25 protein-coding genes and 1 pseudogene are annotated in these 26,597 nt (G+C 73.0%); 11 read left to right on the plus strand and 15 right to left on the minus strand.

The features are described 5' to 3' along the window. The first annotated feature begins 220 nt into the window (after positions 1 to 220). Positions 221 to 1,708: a GH1 family beta-glucosidase gene (locus ACFOYX_RS28800; RefSeq protein WP_322443418.1), complete on the plus strand. Its 1,488-nt coding sequence runs from the start codon at positions 221 to 223 to the stop codon at positions 1,706 to 1,708. 52 nt (positions 1,709 to 1,760) lie between these two features. On the opposite strand, the gene ACFOYX_RS28805 is transcribed toward ACFOYX_RS28800, so the two are convergent. From ACFOYX_RS28805 to ACFOYX_RS28820, 4 genes are all read right to left on the minus strand, one after another. Next, positions 1,761 to 2,174, minus strand: a complete 414-nt coding sequence (locus ACFOYX_RS28805; RefSeq protein ID WP_200215717.1) for a roadblock/LC7 domain-containing protein — start codon at positions 2,172 to 2,174, stop codon at positions 1,761 to 1,763. Between the two features lie 25 nt (positions 2,175 to 2,199). After that, positions 2,200 to 3,579, minus strand: coding sequence for an IS607 family element RNA-guided endonuclease TnpB (tnpB, locus tag ACFOYX_RS28810; RefSeq protein ID WP_377534565.1), 1,380 nt, complete (start codon positions 3,577 to 3,579; stop codon positions 2,200 to 2,202). Continuing rightward, the gene (locus tag ACFOYX_RS28815; protein ID WP_322441782.1) at positions 3,576 to 6,257 is read right to left on the minus strand and encodes a nitrate- and nitrite sensing domain-containing protein; all 2,682 of its coding nucleotides are present in this window, start codon (positions 6,255 to 6,257) and stop codon (positions 3,576 to 3,578) included. The genes tnpB and ACFOYX_RS28815 overlap by 4 nt, the downstream gene beginning before the upstream one ends. A 147-nt stretch (positions 6,258 to 6,404) precedes the next feature. Then, a complete protein-coding gene (locus ACFOYX_RS28820; RefSeq protein ID WP_322441781.1) occupies positions 6,405 to 7,766 on the minus strand; it encodes an FGGY family carbohydrate kinase in 1,362 nt (453 codons plus the stop codon). A 261-nt stretch (positions 7,767 to 8,027) separates the two neighbouring features. Here ACFOYX_RS28820 and ACFOYX_RS28825 point away from each other — a divergent pair, with 261 nt between their 5' ends. After that, complete coding sequence (locus tag ACFOYX_RS28825) at positions 8,028 to 9,947, plus strand: chorismate-binding protein (protein WP_322441780.1); 1,920 nt, start codon at positions 8,028 to 8,030, stop codon at positions 9,945 to 9,947. A gap of 71 nt (positions 9,948 to 10,018) precedes the next feature. Here the strand turns inward: ACFOYX_RS28825 and wrbA are convergent, their stop codons facing one another. From wrbA to ACFOYX_RS28845, 4 genes are all read right to left on the minus strand, one after another. Then, a complete protein-coding gene (gene wrbA, locus ACFOYX_RS28830; protein ID WP_322441779.1) occupies positions 10,019 to 10,636 on the minus strand; it encodes an NAD(P)H:quinone oxidoreductase in 618 nt (205 codons plus the stop codon). A gap of 268 nt (positions 10,637 to 10,904) precedes the next feature. Continuing rightward, a complete protein-coding gene (locus tag ACFOYX_RS28835) occupies positions 10,905 to 11,273 on the minus strand; it encodes a DUF3037 domain-containing protein (RefSeq protein ID WP_322441778.1) in 369 nt (122 codons plus the stop codon). Continuing rightward, positions 11,270 to 12,028: a HipA family kinase gene (locus tag ACFOYX_RS28840; protein ID WP_322441777.1), complete on the minus strand. Its 759-nt coding sequence runs from the start codon at positions 12,026 to 12,028 to the stop codon at positions 11,270 to 11,272. The genes ACFOYX_RS28835 and ACFOYX_RS28840 overlap by 4 nt, the downstream gene beginning before the upstream one ends. Positions 12,029 to 12,074: 46 nt before the next feature. After that, positions 12,075 to 12,467, minus strand: a complete 393-nt coding sequence (locus ACFOYX_RS28845; RefSeq protein ID WP_109802151.1) for a DUF4190 domain-containing protein — start codon at positions 12,465 to 12,467, stop codon at positions 12,075 to 12,077. Positions 12,468 to 12,642: 175 nt separating this feature from the next. Between ACFOYX_RS28845 and ACFOYX_RS28850 the strand changes: the two genes are divergently transcribed. Together ACFOYX_RS28850 and ACFOYX_RS28855 are read left to right on the plus strand one after the other, a co-directional pair. Further along, positions 12,643 to 13,386, plus strand: a complete 744-nt coding sequence (locus ACFOYX_RS28850; protein ID WP_322441775.1) for a YsnF/AvaK domain-containing protein — start codon at positions 12,643 to 12,645, stop codon at positions 13,384 to 13,386. Between the two features lie 94 nt (positions 13,387 to 13,480). Further along, positions 13,481 to 14,617 (plus strand): winged helix DNA-binding domain-containing protein, encoded by a 1,137-nt coding sequence (locus ACFOYX_RS28855; RefSeq protein ID WP_377534568.1) that lies wholly within the window; start codon positions 13,481 to 13,483, stop codon positions 14,615 to 14,617. Here ACFOYX_RS28855 and ACFOYX_RS28860 read toward each other — a convergent pair. Both ACFOYX_RS28860 and ACFOYX_RS28865 read right to left on the minus strand, forming a co-directional pair. Then, on the minus strand, positions 14,605 to 15,192 hold the full coding sequence (locus ACFOYX_RS28860) for a nucleotidyltransferase family protein (RefSeq protein ID WP_322441773.1): 588 nt from the start codon (positions 15,190 to 15,192) through the stop codon (positions 14,605 to 14,607). The two genes, ACFOYX_RS28855 and ACFOYX_RS28860, sit on opposite strands and share 13 nt — an antisense overlap. After that, on the minus strand, positions 15,189 to 15,476 hold the full coding sequence (locus tag ACFOYX_RS28865) for an XdhC family protein (protein WP_322441772.1): 288 nt from the start codon (positions 15,474 to 15,476) through the stop codon (positions 15,189 to 15,191). The genes ACFOYX_RS28860 and ACFOYX_RS28865 overlap by 4 nt, the downstream gene beginning before the upstream one ends. A 127-nt stretch (positions 15,477 to 15,603) precedes the next feature. Between ACFOYX_RS28865 and ACFOYX_RS28870 the strand changes: the two genes are divergently transcribed. The 3 genes from ACFOYX_RS28870 to ACFOYX_RS28880 are packed head-to-tail and all read left to right on the plus strand — an operon-like array spanning position 15,604 to position 19,225. Beyond that, positions 15,604 to 16,101: a 2Fe-2S iron-sulfur cluster-binding protein gene (locus ACFOYX_RS28870; RefSeq protein WP_322441787.1), complete on the plus strand. Its 498-nt coding sequence runs from the start codon at positions 15,604 to 15,606 to the stop codon at positions 16,099 to 16,101. Then, positions 16,098 to 17,090, plus strand: coding sequence for a xanthine dehydrogenase family protein subunit M (locus ACFOYX_RS28875; protein ID WP_322441771.1), 993 nt, complete (start codon positions 16,098 to 16,100; stop codon positions 17,088 to 17,090). Before ACFOYX_RS28870 ends, ACFOYX_RS28875 begins: the two co-directional genes overlap by 4 nt. Continuing rightward, positions 17,087 to 19,225 carry a xanthine dehydrogenase family protein molybdopterin-binding subunit gene (locus tag ACFOYX_RS28880; RefSeq protein ID WP_322441770.1) on the plus strand — a complete coding sequence of 713 codons (2,139 nt, stop codon included), beginning with the start codon at positions 17,087 to 17,089 and terminating at the stop codon, positions 19,223 to 19,225. Before ACFOYX_RS28875 ends, ACFOYX_RS28880 begins: the two co-directional genes overlap by 4 nt. 470 nt (positions 19,226 to 19,695) lie before the next feature. Here ACFOYX_RS28880 and ACFOYX_RS28885 read toward each other — a convergent pair whose 3' ends face one another. Further along, positions 19,696 to 20,706 carry a TetR/AcrR family transcriptional regulator C-terminal domain-containing protein gene (locus tag ACFOYX_RS28885; protein WP_322441769.1) on the minus strand — a complete coding sequence of 337 codons (1,011 nt, stop codon included), beginning with the start codon at positions 20,704 to 20,706 and terminating at the stop codon, positions 19,696 to 19,698. Between the two features lie 108 nt (positions 20,707 to 20,814). Between ACFOYX_RS28885 and ACFOYX_RS28890 the strand changes: the two genes are divergently transcribed. Beyond that, positions 20,815 to 21,600 carry an SDR family oxidoreductase gene (locus ACFOYX_RS28890; RefSeq protein WP_322441768.1) on the plus strand — a complete coding sequence of 262 codons (786 nt, stop codon included), beginning with the start codon at positions 20,815 to 20,817 and terminating at the stop codon, positions 21,598 to 21,600. 116 nt (positions 21,601 to 21,716) lie between these two features. On the opposite strand, the gene ACFOYX_RS28895 is transcribed toward ACFOYX_RS28890, so the two are convergent. Continuing rightward, positions 21,717 to 22,382, minus strand: a complete 666-nt coding sequence (locus ACFOYX_RS28895) for a tyrosine-type recombinase/integrase (protein ID WP_322441767.1) — start codon at positions 22,380 to 22,382, stop codon at positions 21,717 to 21,719. A gap of 275 nt (positions 22,383 to 22,657) precedes the next feature. After that, the gene (locus tag ACFOYX_RS28900; RefSeq protein WP_377534572.1) at positions 22,658 to 23,206 is read right to left on the minus strand and encodes a GNAT family N-acetyltransferase; all 549 of its coding nucleotides are present in this window, start codon (positions 23,204 to 23,206) and stop codon (positions 22,658 to 22,660) included. A gap of 485 nt (positions 23,207 to 23,691) precedes the next feature. Here ACFOYX_RS28900 and ACFOYX_RS28905 point away from each other — a divergent pair, with 485 nt between their 5' ends. The 3 genes from ACFOYX_RS28905 to ACFOYX_RS28915 are packed head-to-tail and all read left to right on the plus strand — an operon-like array spanning position 23,692 to position 25,123. Continuing rightward, positions 23,692 to 24,027 (plus strand): metalloregulator ArsR/SmtB family transcription factor, encoded by a 336-nt coding sequence (locus ACFOYX_RS28905; protein ID WP_322441765.1) that lies wholly within the window; start codon positions 23,692 to 23,694, stop codon positions 24,025 to 24,027. Continuing rightward, a complete protein-coding gene (locus tag ACFOYX_RS28910; protein ID WP_322441764.1) occupies positions 24,024 to 24,500 on the plus strand; it encodes an SRPBCC domain-containing protein in 477 nt (158 codons plus the stop codon). Before ACFOYX_RS28905 ends, ACFOYX_RS28910 begins: the two co-directional genes overlap by 4 nt. Beyond that, the gene (locus tag ACFOYX_RS28915) at positions 24,497 to 25,123 is read left to right on the plus strand and encodes a dihydrofolate reductase family protein (RefSeq protein ID WP_322441763.1); all 627 of its coding nucleotides are present in this window, start codon (positions 24,497 to 24,499) and stop codon (positions 25,121 to 25,123) included. The genes ACFOYX_RS28910 and ACFOYX_RS28915 overlap by 4 nt, the downstream gene beginning before the upstream one ends. A gap of 262 nt (positions 25,124 to 25,385) precedes the next feature. Here the strand turns inward: ACFOYX_RS28915 and ACFOYX_RS28920 are convergent. Beyond that, positions 25,386 to 25,786: pseudogene (locus ACFOYX_RS28920) on the minus strand (IS5 family transposase); the annotation flags it as partial. A 214-nt stretch (positions 25,787 to 26,000) separates the two neighbouring features. Further along, positions 26,001 to 26,594: a helix-turn-helix domain-containing protein gene (locus tag ACFOYX_RS28925; RefSeq protein WP_322441762.1), complete on the minus strand. Its 594-nt coding sequence runs from the start codon at positions 26,592 to 26,594 to the stop codon at positions 26,001 to 26,003. Between the last annotated feature and the right edge of the window lie 3 nt (positions 26,595 to 26,597).

The raw sequence follows: 26,597 nt of genomic DNA on the forward strand, positions 1-26,597 counted from the left end.
GGCTGCTCCAGTTCCCCGAGGGCCCGGTCGGGCGGGCGGACGGGCGGGGCCGGCTGCCCGTCCGCCGGGAGCGCTCACTCGTTGGGAAGGTTCCCGTAGTCGGCGCACGCCATGGCGACGTCCGCCCTGCGCCCCACCCGCGGGATCGGGGCACGGCAACCCCTGCCTATGATGGGAGCGCTCCCGGCCGTCGGGGCCCTATCCTCCGAGGAGAACGCTCATGTCGAAACTTCCCCGACGGCGCCTGCTCCACCGCGCCGCCCTGTCCGCCACGGCCGCCGGAGCGGCCCGCGCCGGGCTGGCGGGTGCCACCCCAGCCGTCGTGGCCACCGCGGCCGTCGGTGGCTGCGACAGCAGCCAGGACCGGGAGAACGACCCGGACCCGCGCGGACCGCTGCGCTTCCCGCCGGGCTTCGGCTGGGGCGCGGCCACGTCGGCGTACCAGATCGAGGGGGCGGCGAAGGAGGACGGCCGGGGCGAGTCGGTCTGGGACACCTTCAGCCACACCCCGGGTCGGACCCGGAACGGCGACACCGGCGACGTCGCCGCCGACCACTACCACCGCTACCGCGACGACCTGGACCTGATGGCCGACCTCGGCCTTCGCAGCTACCGGTTCTCCATCTCCTGGCCGAGGATCCAGGCCGACGGGACCGGCAAGCCGAACCAGCGCGGTCTCGACTTCTACCGGCGACTGGTCGACGGGCTGCACGAGCGCGGCATCGCGCCGATGGCCACCCTGTTCCACTGGGACCTGCCGCAGGCGTTGCAGGACGCCGGCGGCTGGGAGTCGCGGGACACCGCCCACCGCTTCGCCGAGTACGCCGACGCCGTCTTCCGCGCCCTCGGCGACCGGGTCCCGGTCTGGCTGACCATCAACGAGCCGAAGACCGTGGTGCAGAACGGCTACCTGTGGGGGCACCACGCGCCGGGCCGGCAGGACCCGGAGGCCACCTACCTGGTCGCCCACCACCTCCAGCTGGCGCACGGCCTGGCCGTACGGGCACTGCGGGCCACCGGCCAGGCCGGCCGGATCGGCCCCGCCCTCAACCTGCACCCCTGCTACCCGGCCGACGACAGCCCGGAGGCGGCCGCGGCGACCCGGCTGTACGACGGCTACGAGAACCGCCTCTACCTCGACTCCGTCCTCAAGGGCGCGTACCCGCGGGACGTGCTGGCCGACCTCGGCCCGGACAGCCGGCTGGCCGCCGGTATCAGCGACGGCGACCTCGACGTCATCGCCAGCCCGGTGGACCTGCTCGCGGTGCAGTACTACACGCCCATCTACGTCACCGCCGGCGGCGACACCACCCGCCGCTGGCCCACCTCGGAGGCGGACTGGCAGCAGATCTACCCCGAGGGGATGTACGACATCCTGACCCGGGTCACCCGGGACTACGGCCGGATCCCGATCACCGTCACCGAGAACGGCCTGCCCTGCCCGGACAGGCTCGGCCCGGACGGCACCGTCGACGACTCCGGCCGGATCGACTTCCTCCGCGACCACTTCGCCGCCGCGCATCGGGCGATCGCCGACGGGGTGCCGCTGGAGAGCTACCACGTCTGGTCGCTGCTGGACAACTTCGAGTGGGCCGAGGGATACGACCAGCGCTGGGGCCTGGTCTACGTCGACTACCCGACGCAGCGCCGGGTGCTCAAGAGCAGCGCTCACTGGTACCGGACGGTGATCCGCGACAACGGCCTCTGAGCGCCGCGGCGGCGACCCGGCCGGGGTGGACGCCCCGGCCCGGTCGTCCCGGTCAGCGGGGCAGCGCCTGCTGCAACTCGGCCCGCAGTGCGGGGGTGAGCATCTCGCCGGCCTGCTTCGCCAACCGCGCCATCTCGTAGCCGACCACGCCGATGTCGGCGTCCGCGGCGGCCAGGGTGGCCAGGATCGAGCCGTCCCGGATCTGCATGACGAGGAAGTACCCGCGGCCCATCTCCACGACCGTCTGCTTCACCACGTCGCCGTCGAACATCTGGGCGGCACCGGCGGTGATGCTCATCAGCCCCGAGGTCACGGCGGCCAGCTTGTCGGCGTGGTCGCGGGGCAGGTGGGCGGAGATCGCCACCAGCAGCCCGTCGGAGGAGACCACCACCGCGTGCGCCACCCCGGGGACCCGTTCGGCGAACGCGTTCACCAGCCAGCTCAGGTCACGCGCCTCCTGGCTCAACGTAATCACTGTTGTTCCGTTCCTCTCATGATGCTTTGGTGAGCATGTGATTGGATGTCCCGCCTTGCGGTGGGACGGTCCCGGTCTTGCTCGCTGAAGCGATGCCGGGTTGACGCTTCACGGCCACCGGCCCGCCTTGGCGGGTCTTACGGTCGGCTCCACCTCCGGCCACCGGGCCACTCCCGGCGGTGTCCACCTCAGCCGCGAGTGCGGCGAGGTTACGTGCGGCGTTGACGTCCCGGTCGAGGGTCAGGCCGCAGACGGTGCAAATGTAGGTCCGCTCGGACAGGGCGAGCTTGGTTTTCACCGCGCCGCAAGCCGAGCAGGTTTTCGAGGACGGATACCAGCGGTCGGCCACCACCAGCCGCCCGCCATTCCACGCCGTCTTGTAGGCCAGTTGCCGGCGCAGCTCGGCGAACCCGGCATCGGCGATGCGCCGGGCCAACCGCCGGTTGCGCAGCATCCCGGCGACGTTGAGGTCTTCGACCACGATGGTGGCGTACTCGCGGGCGAGCCGGGTGGTCAGCTTGTGCAGGCCGTCGCGGCGCAGATGAGCGACCCGGGCGTGCGCCCGGCCGAGCCGGGCGCGGGCCCGCTCCCACCGCTTGGACGGACGTTGCCCGGTGCGCCGATCCGGGCCGACCCGGCGAGAGGCGCGCCGGGCGAGACGGCGCATCCTGCGGGCCGCGCCCTCCAAGTGGCGGGGGTTGGGCACCATCTCGCCGGTGGACAGCACGGCGAGGTTGGTGACCCCAACGTCCACGCCGACCGTCGCCTGTGGCTGCGCCGGCCCGCGTTCAGCGCGTGCGACGTCGACGCAGAACGCCACGAACCAGCGGCCACCGTCGCGGCGCACCGTCGCCGACACGATCCGGGCGGTGCCCGCCTCCACCCGGCGGGCGAGCTTACGGGCGGACTCGTGCAGCTTCAACCGGCCCAGCCGGGGCAACACCACATGCTTACGGTCCGGCTCGACCCGGATCGCGCCGGTGGTGAACCGCACCGACGGGGTCGAGCGGCGCCGGGACTTGAACCGCGGGAACCCCACCCGACGTCCAGCGCGCCTGCCGGTACGGGAGTCCGACCAGTTCTTCAACCCCCGAGCCAGGGCGTCCAGACCGGTGTTGAACGCCTCCTTCGAACACTCCGCCCACCACGGCGCCACATCGGACTTCGCCTGATTCCACGTTCTACGCAGCGCCGGCAGCGACCAGCCCTGCGTGGGGGTCAGGCCCGCCCCCTCGATGCCATAAGTGCGTTCGGCCGCCCGCTGATCCATCACCGCCTTCACCCGGGCCAGCGCCCAGTTGTGCGCTACCCGCGCCGCCCCCGCGTGAGCCAGCACCGCCCGCTCCTGTCGGGGCGTCAGGTCCAACGCGAAGCGGTACGCCTGCCTTGTCCTCACGCTGGCTCGTCCCCGGTAGCGACTTCGACCGCCCGACGGGCTCGGTCCGCGGCGGAACTGCTGGCCACCCCTTCACTGCGGTCGCCGAAGGGCGGCATGATCAACTCTCTGGTCTCCTCGGCCTCGGCCCGCCGCACCCCGCCGTAGTAGCGGGACAGCATGCCGCCGACCGCGTCCGGGTCGGGTTCGTGGCGCGCGGCGGGCTCGTCCGGGCGGGCGGACCGGGTGACCGCGGCCAGCTGCGCCATCGGCACCCGTACCGGCAGGCCCCGCTCGTTGGTCCCACCGGTCACCGGCGTCTCGGCCGGCGGCGGGGTGACGCCGAGCGTCGACGACGACGGCCCCTGCCGGGAGAACCAGCCGCCGCCGGTCGGCCCGGCCGACGGGGTGAGCAGGTCCTCGGCCCGAACCGGCAGCTGCCGGGTCTGCCGCGGCGCCGCCGGCGGCTCCGGCCGCCGGCCCGCCACGGGCAGCTCCGTCGGGACCGGCGGCCGCCGACCCGCCACCGGCAGCTCCGTCGGCGCCCCGGGCCGGGCACCGGCCACCGGCACCTCCGTCGGCCGGCGCGACGCCGGCAGCCCGGTCACCGGCACCGCGGCTGGGGTGGCCGGCCGGATGGCCGCGCCGATCGGGGTGGTCAGCATCCGGGGCGACGCCGGGGCGTCCAGCTCCGGGGCGGGCGCCGGCGCGAGCAGCTCGGCGGGGATCCGGACCTGGGCGACGAGGCCGCCCTCGCCGCCCTCCAGCCGGATCTGGATGCGGTGCCGCGCCCCCAGGTGGCTGACCACGAACAGGCCCATCCGCTCGGAGGCCGCGACGTCGGCCGCCGGCGGCTCGGCCAGCAGCGCGTTCGCCTCCGCGAGCCCGCTCGGGCTCATGCCGAGCCCCTGGTCGGCGATCTCCACCAACGCCCCGAGGCCCTCGGCCCGAGCGGTGACCCGGACGATGGTGTCCGGGCGGGAGAACGCGGTCGCGTTCTCCAGCAGCTCGGCGAAGAGGTGCACCAGGTCGCCGACGGCGTGCCCGACCACGTGCAGGTCGGGGCTCGAGTCGTGGCGGACCCGCTGGTACTGCTCGATCTCGGCGCTGGCGGCCAGCAGCACGGCCGCCAGGCCGACCGGCCGGGTCCACCGCCGGGTGGACTCGGTGCCGGCCAGCACCAGCAGGCTCTCGTCGTTACGGCGCATGCGAGCGGCCAGGTGGTCCAGCTTGAACAGGTTCTCCAGCTGCTCCGGGTCGCTCTCCTCGCGTTCCAGGTCGTCGAGGAGTTCGAGCTGCCGCTCGACCAGCACCTGGCTGCGCCGGGCGAGGTTGACGAACATGGCGTTGACGTTGCGGCGCATCAGCGCCTGTTCGACGGCGACGCTGACCGCGCTGCGGTGCACCGCCACGAACGCCTCGGCCAGCTCGCCGATCTCGTCCAGCGAACGGACCACCGCCGGCGGCACGTCGATCCCGGTCACCGGGCTGTCCACGGCGCGCAGCCGGTCCAGGGCGTCGGGGAGTTCCACCTGCGCGATCCGCAGCGCCTGGCTGCGCAGCAGCCGCATGGACCGGGCGATGGAGCGACCGATCAGCAGCGAGATCAGCACGGCGACCAGCAGCACCGCGCCGATGCCGCCGACCACCAGCAGGGTGTCCCGCAGCTGCCCCGAGCTGGCCGCGTCGGCCCGGCGTACGGCGTCGTTGAGGACCTCGTTCTCGAGCCGGTGCAGCAGGTCCTGGCGCCGCTCGCTGACCATCCACCAGGCCGGCGCGAGCAGCACCGCCGGTTCGGCGGCCGTGCCGGGCAGGGTCGTCTCCTCCAGCTTGGTGGCCGCCACGAACCCCGGGTCCTCGGAGGTCTGGTCGTATCGGCGAACCTGGTCCGCGGTCGCGACGACCCGGAACGCGCCCAGGGCGGTGAGCTGCTGGGTCCGCAGGTCGGCCAGGGCCACCTGGTCGTCGGCCGCGTATCGGCCGGCGCGGGCGGCCGCGTAGAGCTCGGCGCGGATCCGCGAGGAGAGCTCCTTGACCCGGGAGAGCTGGACGTAGCGCAGCACCGCGTCGGTGAGCACCCGCTGGTCGTCACCGGGCGAGGGCTGGGCCAGCAGGGCGAGCAGCGCGCCGATCGCCCGGTGGTAGTTGCTCAGGATGGTGTCGCTGCTGAGCACCGCCGGCGGCACCGCGGCCCGAATGTAGATGACCTGGTCGTACGCCTCGAGAACCTCGGAGTAGCCGACCCGCCAGGCGGCGTCGGCGTCGGCGAGCGGCTCGGCCGCGCCGCGCAGGTCGGCCAGGGCCTGATCGGAGGCGGTCTGCAGCGGCTTCAGCGCGGCGATCGCCGCGTCCCGCTCGGCGCCCCCGGCGGACCCGTGCAGCGCGGCCAGCTCGCCCGCGGTCCGGTCCCGCTCCCGCTGGAGTCGGTCCACCGCCTCGGTGATCTGCCGGCCGATGCCGACCTGCTGGGCGAAGTCGCTCAGCGTGGTGGTCTGCCCGACCAGGCCGCGGGTCTGCACGCCGGCCAGCACCAGGAAGGCCACCGTGGGGATGACCAGCACGGTGGCGAGCTTGGTCCCCATCCGCCAGTCCCGCAGCCGCAGGGCCGAACGGCGGCGGTGCGGCACGACCCGCACGTCGAACCGACTCCGGCGGTGGTTCGAGACCGCGCCCCGATCGGGGTCGGGACCTGCACCCACACATGCCTCCTCGGTCCCTCGCCTCCGCCACCTCGGGGAGCGCAGTCCATCCAACCAGGCCGGCGTGCGGTGTCAACGGCCTGACCGGCCGGTGAACGAGGACGGTCAGCCCGGCCGGGCACCGGCTACGGTGTTCGGCGCGTCCACCTAGTCCGTCCGGCCGATGCCGCCGATCCGTCCCCCGTCGGCGACCCGGCCCAGCGCCACCAACGCCGCCCCGGTCGCCCCGATCTCCGGATGTCGTTGGTGCCGGACCGGTCGTGGGGCCAGCGCGGCGACGAAGGCCTGCCGCCACCACGCCGAGGCGGCCATCGCTCCCCCGCCGAGCACCACCTCGGCCGGCTTCACCACGCCGGCCTCCAGCACCGTCAGGTCCTTGGCGACCAGCCGGCACAGGCCCCTCATCAACTCGGCGAGCAGGTCGACGGCGGTGGTGCCGAAGCTGAGCCCGCGCAGCTCACCGGAGCCCGCCGGGGCCGAGCCCGGCGGGCGGTCACCGCCGAAGCGGGGATTGGCCATCACCCGGCCGTCCGCCGGCACCCGGAACAGCGCCGCCTCCAACTCGGCGCCGCTGGGCAGCCGCAGCTCCCGCTGGGCCCAGGCGAAGATGTTCCCGCCGCTGGAGTACGCCGTCCCGGTCACCACGTGCTCGTGGTCCACCCGGTAGCGCCACAGCTGATGGGACAGCGGCGGCAGCTCCGCTCCGGCCGGCACCCGCTGGATGAGGCGTACCGCGGCCGACGTGCCGACGGTGACCGCGGCCCGGGACGGGTCGACGCAGCCGGAGCCCACATTGGACGCCGCGCCGTCGCCCACCGGCGCGGTCCACCGCGCTCCGGCCAGCTGCGGCCAGCGCCGGGCGTACTCCGGCCGCAGCCGGCCGCGCCATTCCATCGGGGCCAACCGGGGCAGCTCGCCGGGGCGTACGCCGGCCAGGTCGCACGCCTCCGGGTCCCAGTCCAGCCGGCGCAGGTCGACCAGCCCGGTCCCGGAGGCCATCGAGATGGAGACGGGCGCCTCGGTGAGCAGCACCCCGAGGACGTACTCGGCCAGGCCGGCGAAGCGGGCGACCGGGGTGCCCGCGCGCTCCCGCAGCCAGGGCAGCCGGAGCGACCAGAAGCAGCGGTGCCACCAGGTGCCGGTGCGCTGGTGGAAGGCGTCCGGGTCGGCCGGACCGGCCGCGCCCGCGGGCGGCTCCGGCCGGGTGTCCAGCCAGGTCAGCACCGGCCCGATCGGCTCGCCGTCGGCGTCCAGCGGGACCACCGAGTGCCACTGCGCCGAGGCCGTCACCAGCTCGATGTCGCGCAGGTGGCCGGCGTCGGCCAGCTCGTCCAGGCACTCCAGCAGGCAGGCGAGGTACCGCCGGCCGTCCAGCGTGCCGCTGCCGTCCTCGCCGGTGACCAGGTGCACCTTCCGCCGGGCCAGCGCGCCGGGCCGCGGGATGGCGTCCGCGTCCAGCACGAGTGCCCGCACGGAGGAGGTGCCCAGGTCGAGAGCGAGAATGTCCATCGCCGGTCAACCTACCCGGCAGGGCGGCTGGCGAAGCCAAGATCCCGACTCGGCCGCGGCGCGGCGATCGGGTTCCCGGGGCCCGACGGGTCGCGTACAGTGATCGCCATGCCCGCGCACCTGTCCTGCTGGTGGCCCGCCGACCCGGCGGCCCACCCCCGCGCGTAGCTTTCCCACGCGGCCGCCCGACGAGGCGGCCGCCGGTCTCTCCCCGGCATCCCGGGCCGCCCCGCCGGCGGCTCCCGGCCCGAGGAGACCTCGATGACCCGCCCGCACGACCTGCTCGCCGCCGTCGCCGACGGCGTCGACCCCGGCCCGTTCGCCGTCGTCCGCCGCGAGGGCGCCGACCACCTCGAGCTGTTCACCGGCACCGTACGCACGGCCGACCGGCTCGCCGACATCCCGCTGCCGGACGGCCCGCCCGGCCCCCGCACGCTGGCCCTGGTCCCGTACCGGCAGATCGGCGAGCGCGGCTTCGCCTGCGTCGACGACGGGGTGCCGCTGGAGTGCCTGGTGATCTCCGAACACCATCGGATCGGACTGGCCGAGGCGCTCGACGTCCTGCCCGACGGCCCGGTACGCAGCACCGGGGCGGGCTTCGACATCGCCGACGACGAGTACGCCGCGACGGTCGGCCGGGTGCTCGCCGACGAGATCGGCCGGGGCGAGGGCGCGAACTTCGTCATCCACCGGACCATGCGGGCCACCGTGCAGGGGCCGCCGCTGGTGGCGGCGCTGGCCGCGCTGCGCCGGCTGCTGCTGCGCGAGCGCGGCGCGTACTGGACGTTCGTGGTGCACACCGGGACCCGGACCCTGGTCGGGGCCAGCCCGGAACGGCACGTCAGCGTCGACGACGGCCTGGTGATGATGAACCCGATCAGCGGCACGTTCCGGCACACCGGCGCGGCGGCGGACCGCGACGCCCTGCTGCGCTTCCTCCACGACCCGAAGGAGGTCGAGGAGCTGTACATGGTGCTCGACGAGGAGCTGAAGATGATGGCCACGGTCGCCGAGCACGGCGGTCAGGTGGTCGGGCCGTACCTGAAGGAGATGGCGCACCTCGCGCACACCGAGTACCTGCTCGCGGGGCGCGGTTCGCGGGACGTCCGGGAGGTGTTGCGGGAGACGATGTTCGCCCCGACGGTCACCGGCAGCCCGATGGAGAACGCCTGCCGGGTGATCGCCCGGCACGAGCGGGTGGGCCGCCGCTACTACGCGGGCGTCCTCGCGCTGCTCGGCCGCGACGACGCCGGCCGGCAGACCCTGGACGCGCCGATCCTGATCCGGACCGCGGAGCTCTCCCCCGCGGGCGAGCTGCGGGTGCCGGTCGGGGCGACCCTGGTGCGGCACTCCACCGCGGCGGGCGAGGTGGCGGAGACGCACGCGAAGGCGGCCGGGGTGCTGGCGGCGCTCGGCCTCGGCCCGGACGCGCCGGAGGCCGGCGCCCGCCCGGCGGCCCGGCTGGGCGACGACCCGGAGGTCCGCGCGGCGCTGGCCGCCCGCAACGCCCCGCTGGCCCGGTTCTGGCTCGACCAGCGCACGCCCGGCGCGTCCGCGCTGCCCGGGCTCACCGGCCTGGGGGCGTTGATCGTGGACGGTGAGGACACCTTCACCGGCATGCTCGCCCACCAGCTCGGCGCGCTCGGCCTGCGGGTGGACCGCCGCGACTGGCGGGAACCCGCCCCGGTGGACGGGTACGACCTGGTGGTGGTCGGCCCCGGGCCGGGCGATCCGGGCGATCTCACCGCGCCGAAGATGGCGACGATGCGGGCGCTGCTGGCGGGCCTGCTGGAGGCCGGCCGACCGACGCTGGCGGTCTGCCTCGGGCATCAGCTGCTCTCCGGGCTGCTCGGGCTGCCGCTGCACCGAAGGGAAGCCCCGTATCAGGGGTTGCAGCGGGACGTGGGGGTCTTCGGGGCGACCCGCCGGGTGGGCTTCTACTCCACGTTCACCGCGCGCGCCGACGCCGACCGGGTGGCCAGCGCGTACGGGCCGGTGGAGCTGTCCCGGGACCCGGCCGACGGGGCGGTGCACGCGCTGCGCGGACCGGGTTTCGCCGGGGTGCAGTTCCACCCGGAGTCGGTGCTCAGCCGGGACGGCCTGGCCGTGCTGGCCGACCTGCTCGGGCATCTGCTCGCCCACCCGGCCCTGACCGGGCATGGTCCGGTCGATCGGGGGTAGGGCTCAAGGGCGACCGGTGGTCCGGACGGGTCGAGAGCCTCCATCCGACCACCGGTCGCCACCGGCCGGGGTCAGCCGGCGAGGCCCTTCTTCAGCGCCGTGCTGATCTGCACCGCGCGTCGGACGGTCAGCGCGGTCGCCTTGAGCGCGATGTCGTCGGGCGCGGTCTCGCCGTTGTTGCTGGTGTGGGAGGCGCCGTACGGGTTGCCCGCGACGAACTGGCTGGGGTCGGTGTAGCCGGGGGCCACCACGATGCCACCCCAGTGGTAGAAGACGTTGAACAGCGCCAGCAGGGTGGACTCCTGGCCGCCGTGCGAGGTGGCCGTCGAGCAGAACGCCGAGTACACCTTGTTGGCCAGCGAGCCCTGGGCCCAGAGCGGGCCGGTGGTGTCGATGAACTGCTTGAGCTGGGCGGCGACCAGGCCGTACCGGGTGGGCGAGCCGAAGATCACCACGTCGGCCCAGGAGAGGTCGTCGAGCTGCGCCTCCATCACGTCCTGGGTCTCCAGGTGGTGCGCCTGCCACCCGGAGTTGGAGCGGATCGCCTCGTCGGGCGCCAGCTCACGTACCTTGCGCAGGCGCACCTCGGCCCCGGCCTCGCCGGCGGCTTCGACCGCTGACTGCGCCATTTGGTAGGTGATGCCGGTCGCGCTGTAGTAGATCACCGCGACCTTGGTCCGACCATCCATCAGACGTTCCCTCCTCAAATCGGATCAGCTCCGGCGACTACCCGTTGCTTGCGGCGTCAAACGGTCACCGCACACAGTCATCGAGGTCGATAGGTTGCGCCTGCTCAAGATTTCCGCAAGTTCCGATCCGCAACGGTGCCGTGGCTCCGCCGGCCGGGGATCCTGGTCGCACCGGTGTCGGCGGAACCCCGCCGCCGCCCCACACCGGCGAACCTGAACGGGGGATCGCGCTCCGCCGGCGACGAGGCTGGCGTAGCGCGATCAGGGGTCAGCGGACCAGGGCGGCCATCAGCCGGTCGAGCTCCGCCGCCGGATCGGCGGTCAGCCCGGTGTGCACCGGACCCGCCTGGATCATCGTGCTCCGCGGGGCGGCCAGCCAGCGGAACCGCTCCCCCGGCTTCATCGTCCGCGCCGGCCCGTCGCCGCCGCAGGTCCGGTCCCAGGAGCCCAGCGCCGCCGCCACCGCCTCCAGGTCCACGTCGGGGGCCAGGGCGCGCGCCCGGTCGGCGTCCAGATGGGTACGCGCGCCGAGGAAACCGCGGGCCTGGCAGTAGAGGAGCACGCCCACGTTGATCTGCTCGCCGCGCTCCACCCGGGGCACCAGCCGGATCACCGCGTACTCGAACGGCTCTCTCATGCCACGCTCCCCGCGGGCAGCCAGGCGTCGGTCCGCGCCACCCGCCGGGCCAGGTGGTCCACGTACGCCGCCCGGGCGGCGTCGGGGGTGTCGAAGTCCGGGCCGGTCAGCCACTCCGCCGGCACCAGCGCGAGGACCTCGGTGAGCAGCTCCCGGTCGATCCGCGGGGCGAGCTCGGCGTCCGCCTCGGCCAGCCGGGTGGCGTACGGGGCGAGCACGTGGTCGTCGGCCCGGTAGGCCCGGTGCACGGCGGCCTCGGCGCGCGGCCAATTGTGGTGGAAGTAAAGGGTGGCGCCGTGGTCGATCAGCCACAGCTGCCGGTGCCAGATCAGCAGGTTGGGGTTGCGCCAGCTCCGGTCGACGTTTTCCGTGAACGCGTCGAACCAGAGCACCCGGGAGGCCAGCTCCGCCTCGACCGGGTGGGCGACCGGGTCGTAGCCGAGCGCGCCGGGCAGGAAGTCCATCCCCAGGTTCGCGCCGCCGCTGTTGCGCAGCAGCTCCTGCACCTCCTGGTCGGGCTCGGCCCGGCCGATGACCGGGTCGATGGTGAGCATCACCAGCGGCGGCACGGCCAGCCCGAGCCGGCGGGCCAGTTCGCCGCAGATCACCTCCGCCACCAGCGCCTTCGGCCCCTGCCCGGCGCCGCGGAACTTCGCCACGTAGGTGCCGAGGTCGTCGGCCTCCACCACGCCGGGCAGCGAGCCGCCCTCGCGCAGCGGGGTGACGTACCGGATGCCGGTGACCTGACGGAGCACGCCGCCCACCCTAACCGGCCACCGTGATTCGGGGACCGGCCGTCGGTCAGTCGTTGAGCTTGTCGCGCAGGTCGGTGACCCGCTTCTCCAGCCGGTCCACCGCCTGCTCGTTGTTGAGGAAGGTGCTGATGCCGGCGGCGAGCGCCAGCCCGAGCAGCACCGCCAGGGCGCTGAGCACCAGGCCACCGATGGCCACGCCGCGTCCGGTCACCCCGGGCCGCCGGCTCATCTTCAGCCCGACGATGCCCAGGATGACGCCGATGATGCCGAGCAGCAGCCCCACCGACGCCAGGATCGCGGTGAGCACGCTGAGCAGGCCGGCCACTCCGAAGACCAGCGCGAAAGTGGCGGCGGCGCTGGTCTTGGCCTGGGTCGCCGGGGCGGCCGGCCGGGCCGCGCCCCTGCCGGCGCCGCCGGCCGGTTCGCTGGACGCTGTCATCCCACACCTCGCATTCCTCGCGTCGATCGCGGCTGGCGCATCCCCGCTACAGCGACGCTTATGCGTGCAGCCCAGGTCACTTCCGGCACTTCTGCTCCAGTTCGTCCCGGATCCGGCGAATGCCACGGACCCCGGCGGGGACCCAGGTCGTGACCCACGAGAGGAAGGACGAACCATGCGACTGACCGAGCAGCAGATCCGTTCGCTGTACGGACAGGACGTCCAGGACCGTTCGGGTGCGAAGATCGGCAGTGTGGGCCAGGTCTGGGCCGACGCCGCCGGCGAGCCCACCTGGGTCAGCGTGAAGACCGGGGTGATGGGCCACCACGAGTCGATGGCCCCGCTTCAGGCGGCCCGGATGCAGGAGAACGGCCGCCTCCAGGTGGCGTACGACAAGGCGACCGTCCGCAGCGCGCCCAACGTCGAAACGGGCACCGACCAGCCGCTCGGCACGGACCAGCTCACCCAGCTGTATCAGCACTACCAGCTCCAGCAGCAGGGCGCGGCCCGGCAACCGGAGCAGCCGCCGCAGCGGATGCCGGGCGCGCCCGAGGTGGTCCGCTCGGAGGAGCGGCTGCGGGTCGGTACCGAGAGCGAGCCCGCCGGCACGGCCCGGCTCCGCAAGCACGTGGTGACCGAGAACGTGCAGACCGCGGTCCCGGTGGAGCACGACGAGGTGAGCGTGGTCCGCGAGCCGATCACCGCGGCGAACCGGGGCGACGTCCGGCCGGACATCGGCGACGAGCAGCGGGAGATGGAGCTGCGCGCCGAGCATCCGGTGGCCGCCAAGGACCAGGTCCCGGTCGAGCGGGTGCGGCTCGACAAGGACGAGGTGGTCGAGGAGGAGCCGGTCAACGCGCAGGTCCGCCGCGAACTGGTCGACGCGGACGTGCCCGAGCGGGCGCGCCGGAACCGCTGACGGTTCTGCCGGCTGACGCGGACAACCCGGGCGGGTGGGCGACCAGCCCACCCGCCCGGTCACGTCCACCCCGGAAACGTCGGACCGGCCGCCTATGCTGGCCGCCACCACCGACGGAAGGCGGCCCGTGGACGTGCGGCTCACCGGCGCGGAGGCGCTGGCCCTGCGGATGACCAGCCTGCTGCTGCGCCCGCACCCGACCGCCCGGCCGGACGACGTGGCCGGGGTGGTCGAGTGGTTCGGCGCCATGCAGGCCCAGGACGTGGCGAGCGGCCTGTGGTCGCTGGGCGTACGCCTGCCGGGGCGCACGGTCGCCGACGTGCGGGCGGCGCTGGAGCGCCGGGAGGCGCTGCGGACCTGGCCGATGCGCGGGACGGTCCACCTCGTACCGGCGCGGGACGCCCGGTGGATGCTGGCGGTGACCGGCGTCCGCACATTGGCCGGCGCGGCGGCGCGGCGGGCCACCCTGGGGCTCACCGAGGCCGAGGCCGACCGGGCGGCCGACGTGCTGGGCGCCGCGCTGGCCGGCGGCGGCCGGCTCACCCGCGCCGAGTGCCTCGCCACCCTCGCGGCGGCCGGGATCGACACCGCCGGGCAGCGCGGCTACCACCTGCTCTGGTACGCGAGCCAGCGCGGCGTCACCTGCATCGCCCCGCACGTCGGCTCGGAGCAGACGTTCGCCGTGCTGGACGAGTGGGCGCCCGACCCGCACCGGCCGGAGCGCGACGAGGCGCTGGGCATCCTGGCGGTGCGCTACTTCCGCAGCCACGGCCCCACCACCCGGCAGGACTTCGCCGGCTGGACCGGGCTGACCGCCGCCGACGCGAAACGCGGCATCGCGGTGGCCGGCGACGCCCTGGCCACCGTCCGGGTCGACGACACCGAGGCGGTCGTCGACGCGGCGCTGCTCGACGCGCCCAGGGAGCAGGTCGACGACCTGCACGTGCTCCCTGGGTTCGACGAATACCTGCTCGGGTTCAAGGACCGGAGCCTGATGCTCGACCCGGCGCACAAGCAGGCGGTCATCCCCGGCGGCAACGGGATCTTCCAGGCCACGGTCGTCCGCGCCGGGCGGGTGGTGGGCACCTGGAAGCGCACCCTCACCAAGAGCCGGGCCACGGTCACCGTGCACCCGCTGGCCCCGTTCGACCCGGGGCTGCGGACCCGGGTCGAGGCGGCGCTGGACGGGTACGCCCACTTCCTCGGCCTGCCCCTTCGTCACTCCTGGTGACCCGCCGACCCGTGCCGAGCCAGGTCGGCCGGGGTGTCCACGTCCCGGGGCGAGCCCAGGCCGTCGCAGGGCACCACGGTCACCAGGTCGGGACGGGCCCGCAGGAGGTCGCGGGCGCCCCGGTCCCCGGTCGCGTACCGGTCGAGCAGCGGCCACACGGCGCGGTCGAGCAGCACCGGGTGCCCGACCCGTCCGGCGTAGCCGGCGGCCGCGACGGGCGCGCCGGCGGCGTGGGCCGCGCACACCCGGCGTACCGCCGCCGGGGTGAGCGACGGCTGGTCGACGAGCACCACCACGGCGGCGCGGACCTGATCGGGCAGCGACGCCAGGCCGTGGCGCAGCGAACCGCCCAGCCCGTCCCGCCAGTGCCGGTTGACGACGAGCACGGCCCCGGGCAGTTCGGGCAGCGCGTCCGCGCCCGCGCCGACGACGACGTGGACCGGCGCACAGCCGCCGGCCCGGAGCAGCCGGACCGCGCGCCGGACGAGCGGCTCGCCGTCCAGCTCGACCAGCGCCTTGGGCCGGCCGAACCGGCGCCCCGCCCCGGCGGCGAGCAGCAGCCCGGCGACGGTCACCGCAGCGACCCGGCGGGCCGGCGGGCCCGGTCCGGGGCGCGGTGGATCGGGCCGTGCAGTCCGTGCCGTGCCCGACCGGTGCCGCCGTTCCGCCGGGCCGCGTCGAGCACCGCCGACTCGACGCAGCCGGCGGGGATGCCACCGCGCACGTCGCCGGACGGGTCCACGGCCAGCAGGTCACCCGGTGCGGTCAGGCCGCCCGCGGCGCTGGACGCCACGGTGGCCAGGCCGAACGGGATGCCCCGCCGGCGCCAGTCCCGCGCCGCGGCCAGTACGTCGTCCATGCGCCGATCCCCACCCGTCGGGCGTTCGCCCGGTTTTGTCCGTTAACGGTAGGAACGACGGTAGTCTGGCCCGGTGCGGGGCGGGCGGGAGAGCGGGAATCCGGCGGACGACCAGTGGTCGAGCCGGATCGCCCTCACCGTCAACGGCGGCGGCCACGACCTGACCCTGGACAACCGGACCACCCTGCTGGACGCGTTGCGGGAACGGCTCGGCCTGACCGGCAGCAAGAAGGGCTGCGACCACGGCCAGTGCGGCTCGTGCACGGTGCTGCTCGACGGCCGGCGGGTGAAGAGCTGCCTGATCCTGGCCGTCACCCTGGACGGCCGGGAGGTGACCACCGTGGAGGGACTCGCCGGACCGGACGGGCTCTCCCCGCTCCAGGCCGCCTTCGTCGCGCACGACGCCTTCCAGTGCGGCTACTGCACCCCCGGCCAGCTCTGCTCCGCCCGGGGCATGCTCGACGAGGTGACCCGGGACTGGCCCAGCGCGGTGACCGGGGACCTCGACGGGCCGGTGGAGCTGACCGACGCGGAGGTCCGGGAACGGATGAGCGGCAACCTGTGCCGCTGCGCCGCGTACCCGAACATCGTGACCGCGATCCGCGCGGCGGCGGCGGCCCGGTGAGAGCGTTCCGCTACCACCGGCCGGCGGACGTCACGGACGCGGTCGCACTGCTGGACGCGGACCCGGAGGCGGCGTACCTGGGCGGCGGGACCAACCTGGTGGACCTGATGAAGCTCGGCGTGCAACGGCCGGGCCTGCTGGTGGACGTCACCGGGCTGCCGCTGGACACGGTGGAGCCCGGGCCCGACGGCGGGTTGCGGATCGGGGCCACCGTGCGCAACAGCGACCTCGCGGCGCATCCGCTGGTCCGGCGGGACTACCCGCTGCTCGCCCGGGCCCTGCTCGACGCCGCCTCCGGGCAGGTGCGCAACATGGCGACCACCGGTGGCAACCTGCTGCAACGCACCCGCTGCGCCTACTTCCAGGACACCGCGAAGGCGTGCAACAAGCGGGAGCCCGGCACCGGCTGCGCGGCGCTGCACGGGCAGAACCGCGAGCTGGCCATCCTCGGCTGGTCCGAGCGCTGCGTGGCGACCCACCCGTCGGACCTGGCGGTCGCCCTGGTCGCGCTGGACGCCGTGGCGGAGGTACGCGAGCCGGACGGCCCCCGCGACGTGCCGCTCACCGAGCTGCACCGGACACCCGGCCACCACCCCGAACGGGAGACCACACTCCCCCGCGGCGCGCTGATCACCGCGGTACGGGTCCCGCCGCTGCCGTTCGCCCGGCGGTCCACCTACCTCAAGGTGCGCGACCGGGCCGCGTTCGCGTTCGCCGTCGGCTCGGTCGCGGCGGCGCTGGACCTGGACGGGGACGTGGTCCGCGACGTCCGGCTGGCCTACGGCGCGGTCGCGCACCGGCCGTGGCGGGCGTACCGGGCGGAGGAGCTGCTGCGCGGCCGACCGTTCACCGCCGAGCTCGCCGCCCAGGCGGCGGACGCCGAGCTCGCCGCGGCCCGGCCGTTGCGGCACAACGGGTTCAAGGTGCCACTGATCCGCAACCTCACCGTCCGCGCGCTGACCGGACTGGCCGGATCGGTGCGGCCGTGAGCGCGCCGCCGGTCGGCGCGGTGGGCCGGGAACATCCGCGGCTGGAGGGCCGGGACAAGGTCACCGGGGCGGCCCGGTACGCGGTCGAGTACCCGGTCGAGGACGTCACGTACGGCTGGGCGGTGCCGGCGGCCGCGACCCGCGGCCGGATCGTCCGGGTCGACGCGGCCCCGGCGCTGGCCCTGCCCGGGGTGCTCGACGTGCTGCACCACGGCAACGCGCCCCGCCTGACGCCCGGGGTGGACGCGGACCTGTTCCTGCTCCAGGAGCCGACCGTGCACTACCGGGGACAGTTCGTCGCCGTCGTGGTGGCGGAGAGCATCGAGGCGGCCCGGGAGGCGGCCCGGCTGGTCCGGATCGACTACGACACCGAGCCGCACAGCACCGTGCTCTCCGAACACCACCCGGGACTGTACCGGCCGGACAAGGTCAACCCGAGCTATCCGGCCGACACGGAGGACGGCGACTTCGACGCCGGCTTCGCCGCCGCCGAGGTCCGGATCGACGCCACCTACCGGACCCCGGCCTACCACAACAACCCGATGGAGCCGCACGCCACCACCGCACGGTGGCAGGACGGGCGGCTGCTGGTGCACGACTCCAACCAGGGTTCCTCCCCGGTGCAGGCCACCCTCGCCGAGCTGTTCGCGCTGCCCCGGGAGGCGGTCCGGGTGGTCGCCGAGCACGTCGGCGGCGGATTCGGCAGCAAGGGGTACGCCAAGGCGGCCGTGGTGCTCGCCGCGCTGGCCGCCCGGCAGGTGGACCGGCCCGTCCGGCTGGCCCTGACCCGGCAACAGCTCTTCGGCCCGATCGGGTACCGCACCCCCACCATCCAGCGGGTCCGGCTCGGCGCCGACGCCGACGGCCGGATCGCCGCGGTCTGCCACGACGCCATCAGCCAGACCTCGACGCTGACCGAGTTCACCGAGCAGGCCGCCGTCTACACCCGCAGCATGTACGCCGGCCGCCACCGACGCACCACCCACCGGGTGGTCCGGCTGGACGTGCCGACCCCGTTCTGGATGCGAGCGCCGGGCGAGTGCCCGGGCGCGTACGCCCTGGAGTCCGCAATGGACGAGCTGGCGACGGCGTGCGGCGTCGACCCGGTCGAGCTGCGGATCCGCAACGACCCGACCGTCGATCCCGAGCAAAAGCAGCCGTTCACCAGCCGGAACCTGGTGGCCTGCCTGCGTGACGGGGCACGCCGGTTCGGCTGGGCGGATCGCGACCCGACGCCGGGGGTCCGGCGCGACGGCCGCTGGCTGGTCGGCACCGGCGTCGCGGGCGCCAGCTACCCGGCCCGCGCCCGGGCCGCCGCGGCGGCGGCCACCGCCGCACCGGACGGCACCTTCGAGGTACGGATCAACGCGACCGACATCGGCACCGGCGCGCGGACCGCGCTGTGGCAGGTGGCCGCCGACGCGCTGGGCGTACCCGTGGACCGGGTGGCGATCCGGGTGGGCGACAGCGACCTGCCGGCCGCGGGCGTGGCCGGCGGCTCGATGGGCACCGCCTCGTGGAGCTGGGCGGTGATCCGGGCCTGCGAGGGGCTGCGCGACCGGCTCCGGCAGGCCCCGGGCGGGGCGGTGCCGGCCGACGGGCTGACGGTCGAGGTGAGCACGGCCGACGAGGTCCGCGCCCAACGCCCCCTGCCCCGGTACGCCTACGGCGCCCACTTCTGCGAGGTGCGGGTGGACGCGGACACCGGCGAGGTCCGGGTGCCCCGCCTGCTCGGCGTCTTCGCCGCCGGTCGGGTGGTGAACCCGACCACCGCCCGCGGCCAGCTCATCGGCGGCATGACGATGGGGATGTCGATGGCGCTGCACGAGGAGGGCGTGCTTGACGAGCGGTACGGCGACTGGGTCAACCACGACTTCGCCATGTACCACATCAGCGGCTGCGCGGACGTGGAGCGGATCGAGGCGTACTGGCTGCCGGAGGAGGACCCCGACCTCAACCCGGCCGGGGTGAAGGGGCTGGGCGAGATCGGCATCGTGGGCGCGGCCGCCGCGATCACGAGCGCCGTGCACCACGCGACCGGGGTACGGGTCCGCGACCTGCCGGTCCGGCTCGACAAGCTGCTGGAGGAGCAAGCCGAGGATGGTGGCAGCAATCGTGACGGCGTTCCACCGTGAAAACGTCCGGCGCATCCAGTCTTCGAAGTCGAATCTCACCGGCCGAACCTAACCACATTCCTCTGCAACCTCGGCCAAGCGGCGCAGCCGCGCGGATCGCGGCAGAAGCGGATGCGCTGATGCCACGGTGGACAGACGAGAAGATCATTCGACGTTGTATGGATGACGTCGGTAAGCTGCGGCGCATGACGATGCCAGAGAGCAGGGGGCGGCCTGCCGGAATCGTGGTCGGATCGATGGTCGCCATCGCGTTCGGCACCGTCTTCGTGCTGGTCAACAGCGCTGGCCTGCCCGCTCCGTGGCCCCTCGTCATCCGCGCAGTCGGACTGGTCGTGGCGGCGCTGCTCATCGTTGGACTCGTGCTCGTGGTCCGCGGGGCACCGCCTGCGACGCAGGCGCCGGCGTCCGACTACATGGACCGTCGCTACTGGCTCATCGTCGCCCTGGAGGCGGGAGCGCTGTTCGGAGGCCTAGCCGTGGTCAACGGCGTCCTGCACCATACGGCGGTGTCGGTCGCGTGGGTGGCGCTGGTGGTCGGCGTGCATTTCTTCGGACTCGCCCGGATCTGGCGTATGCCGCTCTACCACTGGCTCGGGGCGGCGATGACCGTCCTCGGCCTCGCCGGGTTCTTGATCTACGCGCTCGGCGGCACTGCCGCGATCGTAGGGCTGGTGGCCGGGGTCGGTTCGGGTGCGGCGCTGTATGCCACGGTCGGAGCGGCTCTGCGCGACGCGTTGCGCGGCCGGGCGTCTGTCGCCACCTGAGCCCCGCATTGCACCCCTTGGCCGCGTGGCGATGGTCGCGGCGATGCCGTTGAGGATGCATTCCAGCCCAAACTCGAAGCCGTCGTTGTCGCCAGGGCCGAACGCGCCGCTGTCGGCGGCTTCGGTGAGGGCGGGATAGTCGGCGGCATGCTCGCGTAGCGTCTCGGCCAGCGCGACGGCGAGGTGGACCCCGCCATCGGCGGCGATGCCCATTTCGGCCTGGATCTGGTTGCGGACATGGCCGGTGAGGACCACCACCGCGTCCACCCGTTCCGCTCCGGTCAGTCCGGTGCCGGCCAGGGCCGCGACCGCACGTTCCAGCCAGCCCAGCTCGTTGGGTCCGATGGGCCGGGCCTGGGTGGTGGCTTGGGTCACCCAGGGGTGGCGCCGGAACACGTCGCACAGGTGCCGAGCCCATTGGCGCAGCGCCGGGCGCCAACCCTCCGGGGTGTCGATGGGCGGGGCGACACCCAACGCGGTGTCGATCATCAGGGCGATCAACTCCGCGCGGCCGGGCACGTACCGGTACAGAGACATGGCGGTGAAGCCGAACCGGTCGGCCACCCGCTGCATCGTCACCGTGGCCAGCCCTTCGGCGTCGGCGATCTCGACGGCGGCCTCGGCGATCTGCGCCACGCTGAGCACCGGCCGCGGTCCGCGGCTGCGTCGTGCGCTGCGTCCCCACAGCAGATCCATGGCGCTGACTTCAGCCTTCATCGGTGCCTCTCAACATGCGGCTCATGGCCGGCGTTGACGCCCGGCCACCTAACTGTGTATAACATAAACCGTACTGCTTACGGGATAAACAGTTGGAGGAGTGGGGGCATGACAGCACTCATGGGCAAGACCGCGCTGGTCACCGGGGGCTCCCGGGGCATCGGCCGGGGGATCTGCGAGCGCCTGGCGGCAGATGGCGCCTTGGTTGTGGTGCACTACGCAAGCAACGACACCGCCGCCAAGGACACGGTGGCCACGATCGAGGCGGCCGGAGGCCGAGCCTTCGCCATCCAGGCCGAGCTAGGCATCGACGGCGACGCCGACACCGTGATCCACGCAGTGCAGGCGGGGTTGCGAGAGCGGACCGGGCGGACCCGCTTGGACATCCTGGTCAACAACGCGGGCATCAACGACTCCGACGGCGGCATCGACACTGAGACCCCGCAAGCATTCGACCGGCTCTTCGCGGTCAACGTGCGCGCGCCGTTCTTCCTCATCCAAAAGGCGCTGCCCCTGATGGGCCAGGGTGGACGCATCATCAACATCGGCTCCGGGGTCACCCGCATCGCCCTACCCGGCGAGCTGGCGTACGCCATGACCAAGGCCGCGATCGAAACCCTCACCCGCAACGTGGCCAACCAGGTCGGCTCACGGGGCATCACCATCAACACCGTCGCCCCCGGCCCGACCCGCACCGACAAGACCGCGTTCTTCCTCGACCGGCCGCAGGCGCAGGCCATGGTCGCGGCAGGTCAGGCGATCGAACGCGTCGGCACACCCGCCGACATCGCCAACGTCGTCGCGTTCCTCGCCAGCGATGACAGCGCCTGGCTCACCGCCAACCTCATCGACGCCACCGGCGGCAGCTACCTCGGACCCAAACGTCTTGGGTGAAAGACATTCCGTGAATGGTGGTCCAGACGCCGGGTCGCGTCTGGACCACCAATCGACTGAGCCCATGCTCGGCGCTTGATCAAGTACGCGATCATCGGCAAGCCGCGAGCGGCCGGCTATGTCCCGGAGGGCATGTACGCGGCCAGGATGTAGTTGGGGTGCCGGTCGAGGTTCTTGCGGGCCCGGTCGTAGCGCATGGTTCGCGGGTCGGCGTGGCGGGCGGCGATTTGCACGTCGCGCAGGCTGACGCCGGCGTCGAGCATGGTCGTCACGAACGTGTGGCGCGGCATGTGGGGATGCCTCCTCGGCATCCGAAGCCCTGCGGCCAGGTGCTTGAGCCGGCGGGTGGCGGCGTGCCGGTCCATCCGCACGCCGAGGGTGTTGCGCAGGATCGGCCCGCTGGTGCGGTCGTCGACGGCCCGGTCGATGGCTCGGGCCCTGCGGGTGGCAGCGGGACGAGCACGACCTTGCCACCCTTGCCGCGCACGCGCAGTACCCGGTGGGCCGTGCTCCTCGCCCAGGTCGGTGATGCTGGCCCCGCAGGCTTCGAAGATCCGCAGGCCGAGCAGGCCCAGAAGCGCGACCAGGGCGAAGTCGTTCGGGTTGGTCGACAGCCGGGCGGTGGTGATCAGGGCCTCGAACTGCAGGTGACCCAGCCCGAGAGTCGGCGACTCGGCCGGCACCGTGGGCCGGCGGACGTAGTCGGCCGGCGAGTGGTCCAGGATGGCGTCGATGACGCAGACCCGATAGAACCCGACCACGACGGACAGGCGCCGCGACACCGTCGAGGGCTGGTACCGCGTACGTCCTGCAGCCAACGCACGCACCGCTCGATGTCCACCCGTGCCGCCACCAGCGGGTCGAGGTCCTGGCCGGTGCACCAGCGTAGGAAGACTCGCAGGTCGGACTCGGTATGGACGCGACATCACGGTGCGTCACCAGCGGCGATGAACGCCAGCACGCCCGGAGCCGCAGATGCGGACGTCGCGCCGCACTGTTGGAGGCGGGCAACGGCTCGGCAGGATCGCGAGACCCGTTGGAAGACTTCAGTCAGGGTTCAATCTGGGCTGTGCATGGCATGCCATTCGCGCGCGAGCGTCGCGTACTGGTAGCCGTCGACCCAGCCCAGCTCGGCATGCCACGAGTCCTCGATTCCGTGTTGCTCACGCCGCATCCCCGCCTTCTCGAGCACCCGTGCAGAGGCAGGATTGTCGGCGTTACAGCTTGCGGTGACACGCCGAAGTCCCAGGCGGTCGAACGCCGCCGCGAGAAGGCCGCGGGCGAGATCACTCGCCACGCCCTTCCCCGTGGAGCCCGGCTCGACGATGTATCCGATGACCCCTTCTGTGCGCTTCGGCATCCCCGGCTGACCCATGCCGTCTACGACATCGAGGAAGCCCATCGCGACAACAGTCCCGTCGACCTCGGCAACGCAGGAGAAGTCCGTATCACTCGTTGGCACAGCCAGCCATTCCTGGCGGAACGTCCCCGGGTCGACACTCGTGCGGAGCATGAACCGGTTGACTGCGGGATCGTTGCGGAAGGACAGCAGCTGCTCGATGTCGCTCTCGCGTGCTTCCCGAAGATGGAGAAGACCGACGCGCATCGGCCAGGGGCTAGACACCATCCCGGCATCCTGTCAGTCGGTCGTGGGGAACGATAAATGGTTTACCGCTCATCGGGACGTCCGGACGGCAACCAGGTCAGCTCGGCGTGAGGCTGCGTAGCGCGCGGATCGCGGCAGATCCGGACGTTTCCATGCCGTGGCTGCCTTTGGGTCCCGCTGAGACGGCCCGCCAGCGGCGTCGAGACCCGACCGCCCTGGTGCGGTGCCCGGATGGTCTGGGTGCCACGCGGGCATGCGCCAAGCCGATGATGCGGACGATCTAGCCCGCTGAGCGCGGTCGGTCGGCAGCGAACGCGTCGCGCGGCCCGGCTGAGCGCGGCTAGGACCCCTGCCCGGAGAGTTGTCCTGCCCCATTTCCTGGCAGCCGGCCCGCTAACTGCCGCCGTCACGGCTGGGCACTCCCCGGCGGCGGGTCAAATACTTTGCCCTTGCGCTAAGTGTCGTTGCAGGCAATACTTAGCCGCGTGGCACAGTATTCGGCGCAGCTCGACGGCCTGTTCGTCGCCCTCGCCGACCCGACCCGGCGCGCGGTCATCCGACGTCTCGGTCACGGTCCGACGAGCGTCGGCGATCTCGCCCGCGAGTTTCCGATGACCCTTCCCTCGTTCATGAAGCACGTACGGACGCTCGAGTCGAACGGGCTGATCCGCACGGTCAAGTCGGGCCGGGTGCGCACCTGTGTGCTCAACCGCGAGTGCCTCGCCGTCATCGACGACTGGCTCGCGGAGCAGCGCCGGATCTGGGAAGAGCGCACCGATCGCCTCGAACGCCTCGTCACCGACCCTGAGGAGAACCAGTGAATCCCGACCTTGATCTGACCCTGGATCGCGTCATCCGCGCTCCCCGCGCCGCCGTCTGGAGGGCGTGGACCGACCCGTCCCGCTTCGAGAAATGGTGGGTCCCGGCTCCGACCCTGTGCCGCGTCGACCGCTTGGAAGTCCGGCCCGGTGGCGCGCTCGTGACCCGACTAAGCGACGACGGGGTGGAGTTCGTCCCGCACGTCGACGCCACCTTCCTCGTCGTCGACGAGCTCGAGCGGATCGTGTTCACGAACGCGATTGACAGCGCTTGGCGGCCCACGAACCCTTCCCCGGTCCCCATGACCACCGAGATCATTCTGACTGATCATCCGGACGGCACGGACTACCGGGTCATCGTCCGCCATGGTGATCCCGCCGCTCGCGCCCGTCACGACGAACTCGGCTTCGCGGAAGGCTTCGGCTCGGTCACCGAGCAACTCGCTGGGGTCGCCGAAAGCCAGGGCGGGCGATGAAGATCGCCCTTATCGAGTTCGTAACCCTCGACGGCGTCAGCCAGGGGCCTGGTTCGCCGACCGAGGATACGAGCGACGACTTCACTCGGGGCGGCTGGCTCGTGCCCTACCTGGACAAGCTCTTCGTCCGGCGCACCTCTGACTGGCTAGGTCTCGCCGACGGTCTGCTGCTAGGGCGGCGGACCTACGAGGCGTTCGCTCGAGACTGGCCGCGGATCACCGACCCGAACGACCCGTTTTCCGAACGGATGAACTCACTACCGAAGTACGTCGTGACCAACACCCTCACGGCGGGCAGTTGGCAGCCGACGACGCTGCTCCAGGGCGACCCGATCCAGACCGTCGGCAAGCTCAAGGCGCAGCCGGGACGGGAACTTCAGATCCACGGGAGTGCGCGACTCGGCAAGGCCCTGCTGTCGGCCGGCCTCGTCGACGCGCTCCGACTCGTCGTCGCCCCGACCGTGATCGGTTCCGGGCGGCGGCTGCTCGATCACCCGAGCGCACCCGTCGGCCTGCGACTCGTTCGCCACGAGGTGACGGCGAACGGCCTGCTCCTGCTCGAGTACGAGCGTGTCGGCGCCGCCCCGATGGCGGAATACGAGGGCGTTACAGCCTTCGTATAGTCACCGGCGTGGCCTACCGCCCCAGCGCCGGAGGGGACGTACACCTGGCGCGGCAACCCGCCACCTCGGCGGCCCGGCCTGCTCAGCACCGTCGAAGGGTTCCGCTGGTGCCACCTTTGACAACCGGCCCGCCTTGCATCCGCTCAGCCTGTTTACTCTTCTCGGCAGATCCGGTCGGGTCGGCAAGACCGCACGACTCGCGGCATTTGCGGATGCCGTGAAACGCTGCGCCTCAGCCTCCGGAATCAGCGCGCTGTTGGCCCTCGGTCAGGACGTGGTGCTTCGAGCCCGCTCGGGCGCGGTCGACCGGGCTCGGTCCGCTTTTGGGCCGCGTCTGGCGGCACGGACGTGGGAGGAGTCGATGACCGCCCGGGACCAGTCCAGCTTTCCCGCGGCCTGCAGCTCGGCGAGCAGCAGTTCGTGCAGCTGCTGCCACACCCCGACCCGGTTCCACTCCGCGAGCCGCCGCCAGCAGGTCATCCCGGACCCGAACCCGAGCTCCCGGGGCAGGAACTCCCACTGGATGCCGGTGTGCAGCACGAACAGGATCCCGGACAACACCTGCCGATCCGGGATCCGTTTCCGTCCCGGACGCCGGGGATCGCGGAGCACAGGCTTGGGCAGCAACGGCTCAATGCGCTGCCACAGTCCGTCCGGCACGATCCACGGCGGCTGCTCACCACGCCTCACGGCCAGACATCGTAGATCACCGCCTACAAAGGACGTAAGAGGCATAGATCACTTCTGTTAGGAACTCTTAAGAGACAGCGCACGCCAGGCGCTACCAACGCGCGGACAGCGGCTAAATGAGGACGTTCAGCCGAGCGCCCTCCGGAGCTGTTACCAGGTACCCGTGGTCAGACCCTGTTTCGCGGCGTCAAGGAGTTAGCGGCGGCGGGTGGGGCAGCGGGTGGGCGCCTTCTGGGCGTAGGCCGTCGAAGATGATGGCGAGGTAGCGCTGCCACAGGTCGGGCGAGGCGCCTGGCACGTAGCTGGTGACGTAGTTCGGCGCGCACATCAGCAGGATGACGTCCGCGCCGGTGACGTCGGCCCGGACGGCGCCGTGCTCACGGGCCCGATCGACCAGCCTGTGCACGGTGTGGAACATCTGCGCGCGGACTTTGGTGACCTCCTCGGTCAGCTCGCCGGCCTCCTGCAGGAACGACAGGTCGCGCTGCTGTCTCTGATGCGCGGCGACGGTGAGGAACTCCAGCAGCGCAGCGCCCGGATCCGCCGCTTCGAGCAGTCTCTCGCCGGCCGCGTTGAGCGCGTCAATGCGGTCGAGGACGATCGCGGCGAGCAGGTCGTCCTTCGTGGCGAAATGGCGGAACACCGTGCCCTTCCCGACACCGGCTCGGCGGGCGATGTCGGCGACCGAGGCGTCCAGACCCCGCTCTGCGAACTCGTCGGCAGCCGCGGCCAGCAGCAGCCGCCGGTTGCGGGCGGCGTCGGCACGCAGGGGACGAGTCACGTC

Source organism: Micromonospora sp. GCM10011541 (genome assembly GCF_042650725.1).
In the GTDB taxonomy this organism is placed as follows: domain Bacteria; phylum Actinomycetota; class Actinomycetes; order Mycobacteriales; family Micromonosporaceae; genus Micromonospora; species Micromonospora sicca.

Excerpts from the sequence above, each read along its gene's own strand:
- ACFOYX_RS28800 (WP_322443418.1), top strand. The coding sequence starts at position 221 with ATGTCGAAACTTCCCCGACGGCGCCTGCTCCACCGCGCCGCCCTGTCC.
- ACFOYX_RS28820 (WP_322441781.1), bottom strand. The coding sequence starts at position 7,766 with ATGGACATTCTCGCTCTCGACCTGGGCACCTCCTCCGTGCGGGCACTC.
- ACFOYX_RS28825 (WP_322441780.1), top strand. The coding sequence starts at position 8,028 with ATGACCCGCCCGCACGACCTGCTCGCCGCCGTCGCCGACGGCGTCGAC.
- wrbA (WP_322441779.1), bottom strand. The coding sequence starts at position 10,636 with ATGGATGGTCGGACCAAGGTCGCGGTGATCTACTACAGCGCGACCGGC.
- ACFOYX_RS28835 (WP_322441778.1), bottom strand. The coding sequence starts at position 11,273 with ATGAGAGAGCCGTTCGAGTACGCGGTGATCCGGCTGGTGCCCCGGGTG.
- ACFOYX_RS28845 (WP_109802151.1), bottom strand. The coding sequence starts at position 12,467 with ATGACAGCGTCCAGCGAACCGGCCGGCGGCGCCGGCAGGGGCGCGGCC.
- ACFOYX_RS28850 (WP_322441775.1), top strand. The coding sequence starts at position 12,643 with ATGCGACTGACCGAGCAGCAGATCCGTTCGCTGTACGGACAGGACGTC.
- ACFOYX_RS28855 (WP_377534568.1), top strand. The coding sequence starts at position 13,481 with ATGCTGGCCGCCACCACCGACGGAAGGCGGCCCGTGGACGTGCGGCTC.
- ACFOYX_RS28865 (WP_322441772.1), bottom strand. The coding sequence starts at position 15,476 with ATGGACGACGTACTGGCCGCGGCGCGGGACTGGCGCCGGCGGGGCATC.
- ACFOYX_RS28885 (WP_322441769.1), bottom strand. The coding sequence starts at position 20,706 with ATGAAGGCTGAAGTCAGCGCCATGGATCTGCTGTGGGGACGCAGCGCA.
- ACFOYX_RS28890 (WP_322441768.1), top strand. The coding sequence starts at position 20,815 with ATGACAGCACTCATGGGCAAGACCGCGCTGGTCACCGGGGGCTCCCGG.
- ACFOYX_RS28900 (WP_377534572.1), bottom strand. The coding sequence starts at position 23,206 with ATGCGCGTCGGTCTTCTCCATCTTCGGGAAGCACGCGAGAGCGACATC.
- ACFOYX_RS28915 (WP_322441763.1), top strand. The coding sequence starts at position 24,497 with ATGAAGATCGCCCTTATCGAGTTCGTAACCCTCGACGGCGTCAGCCAG.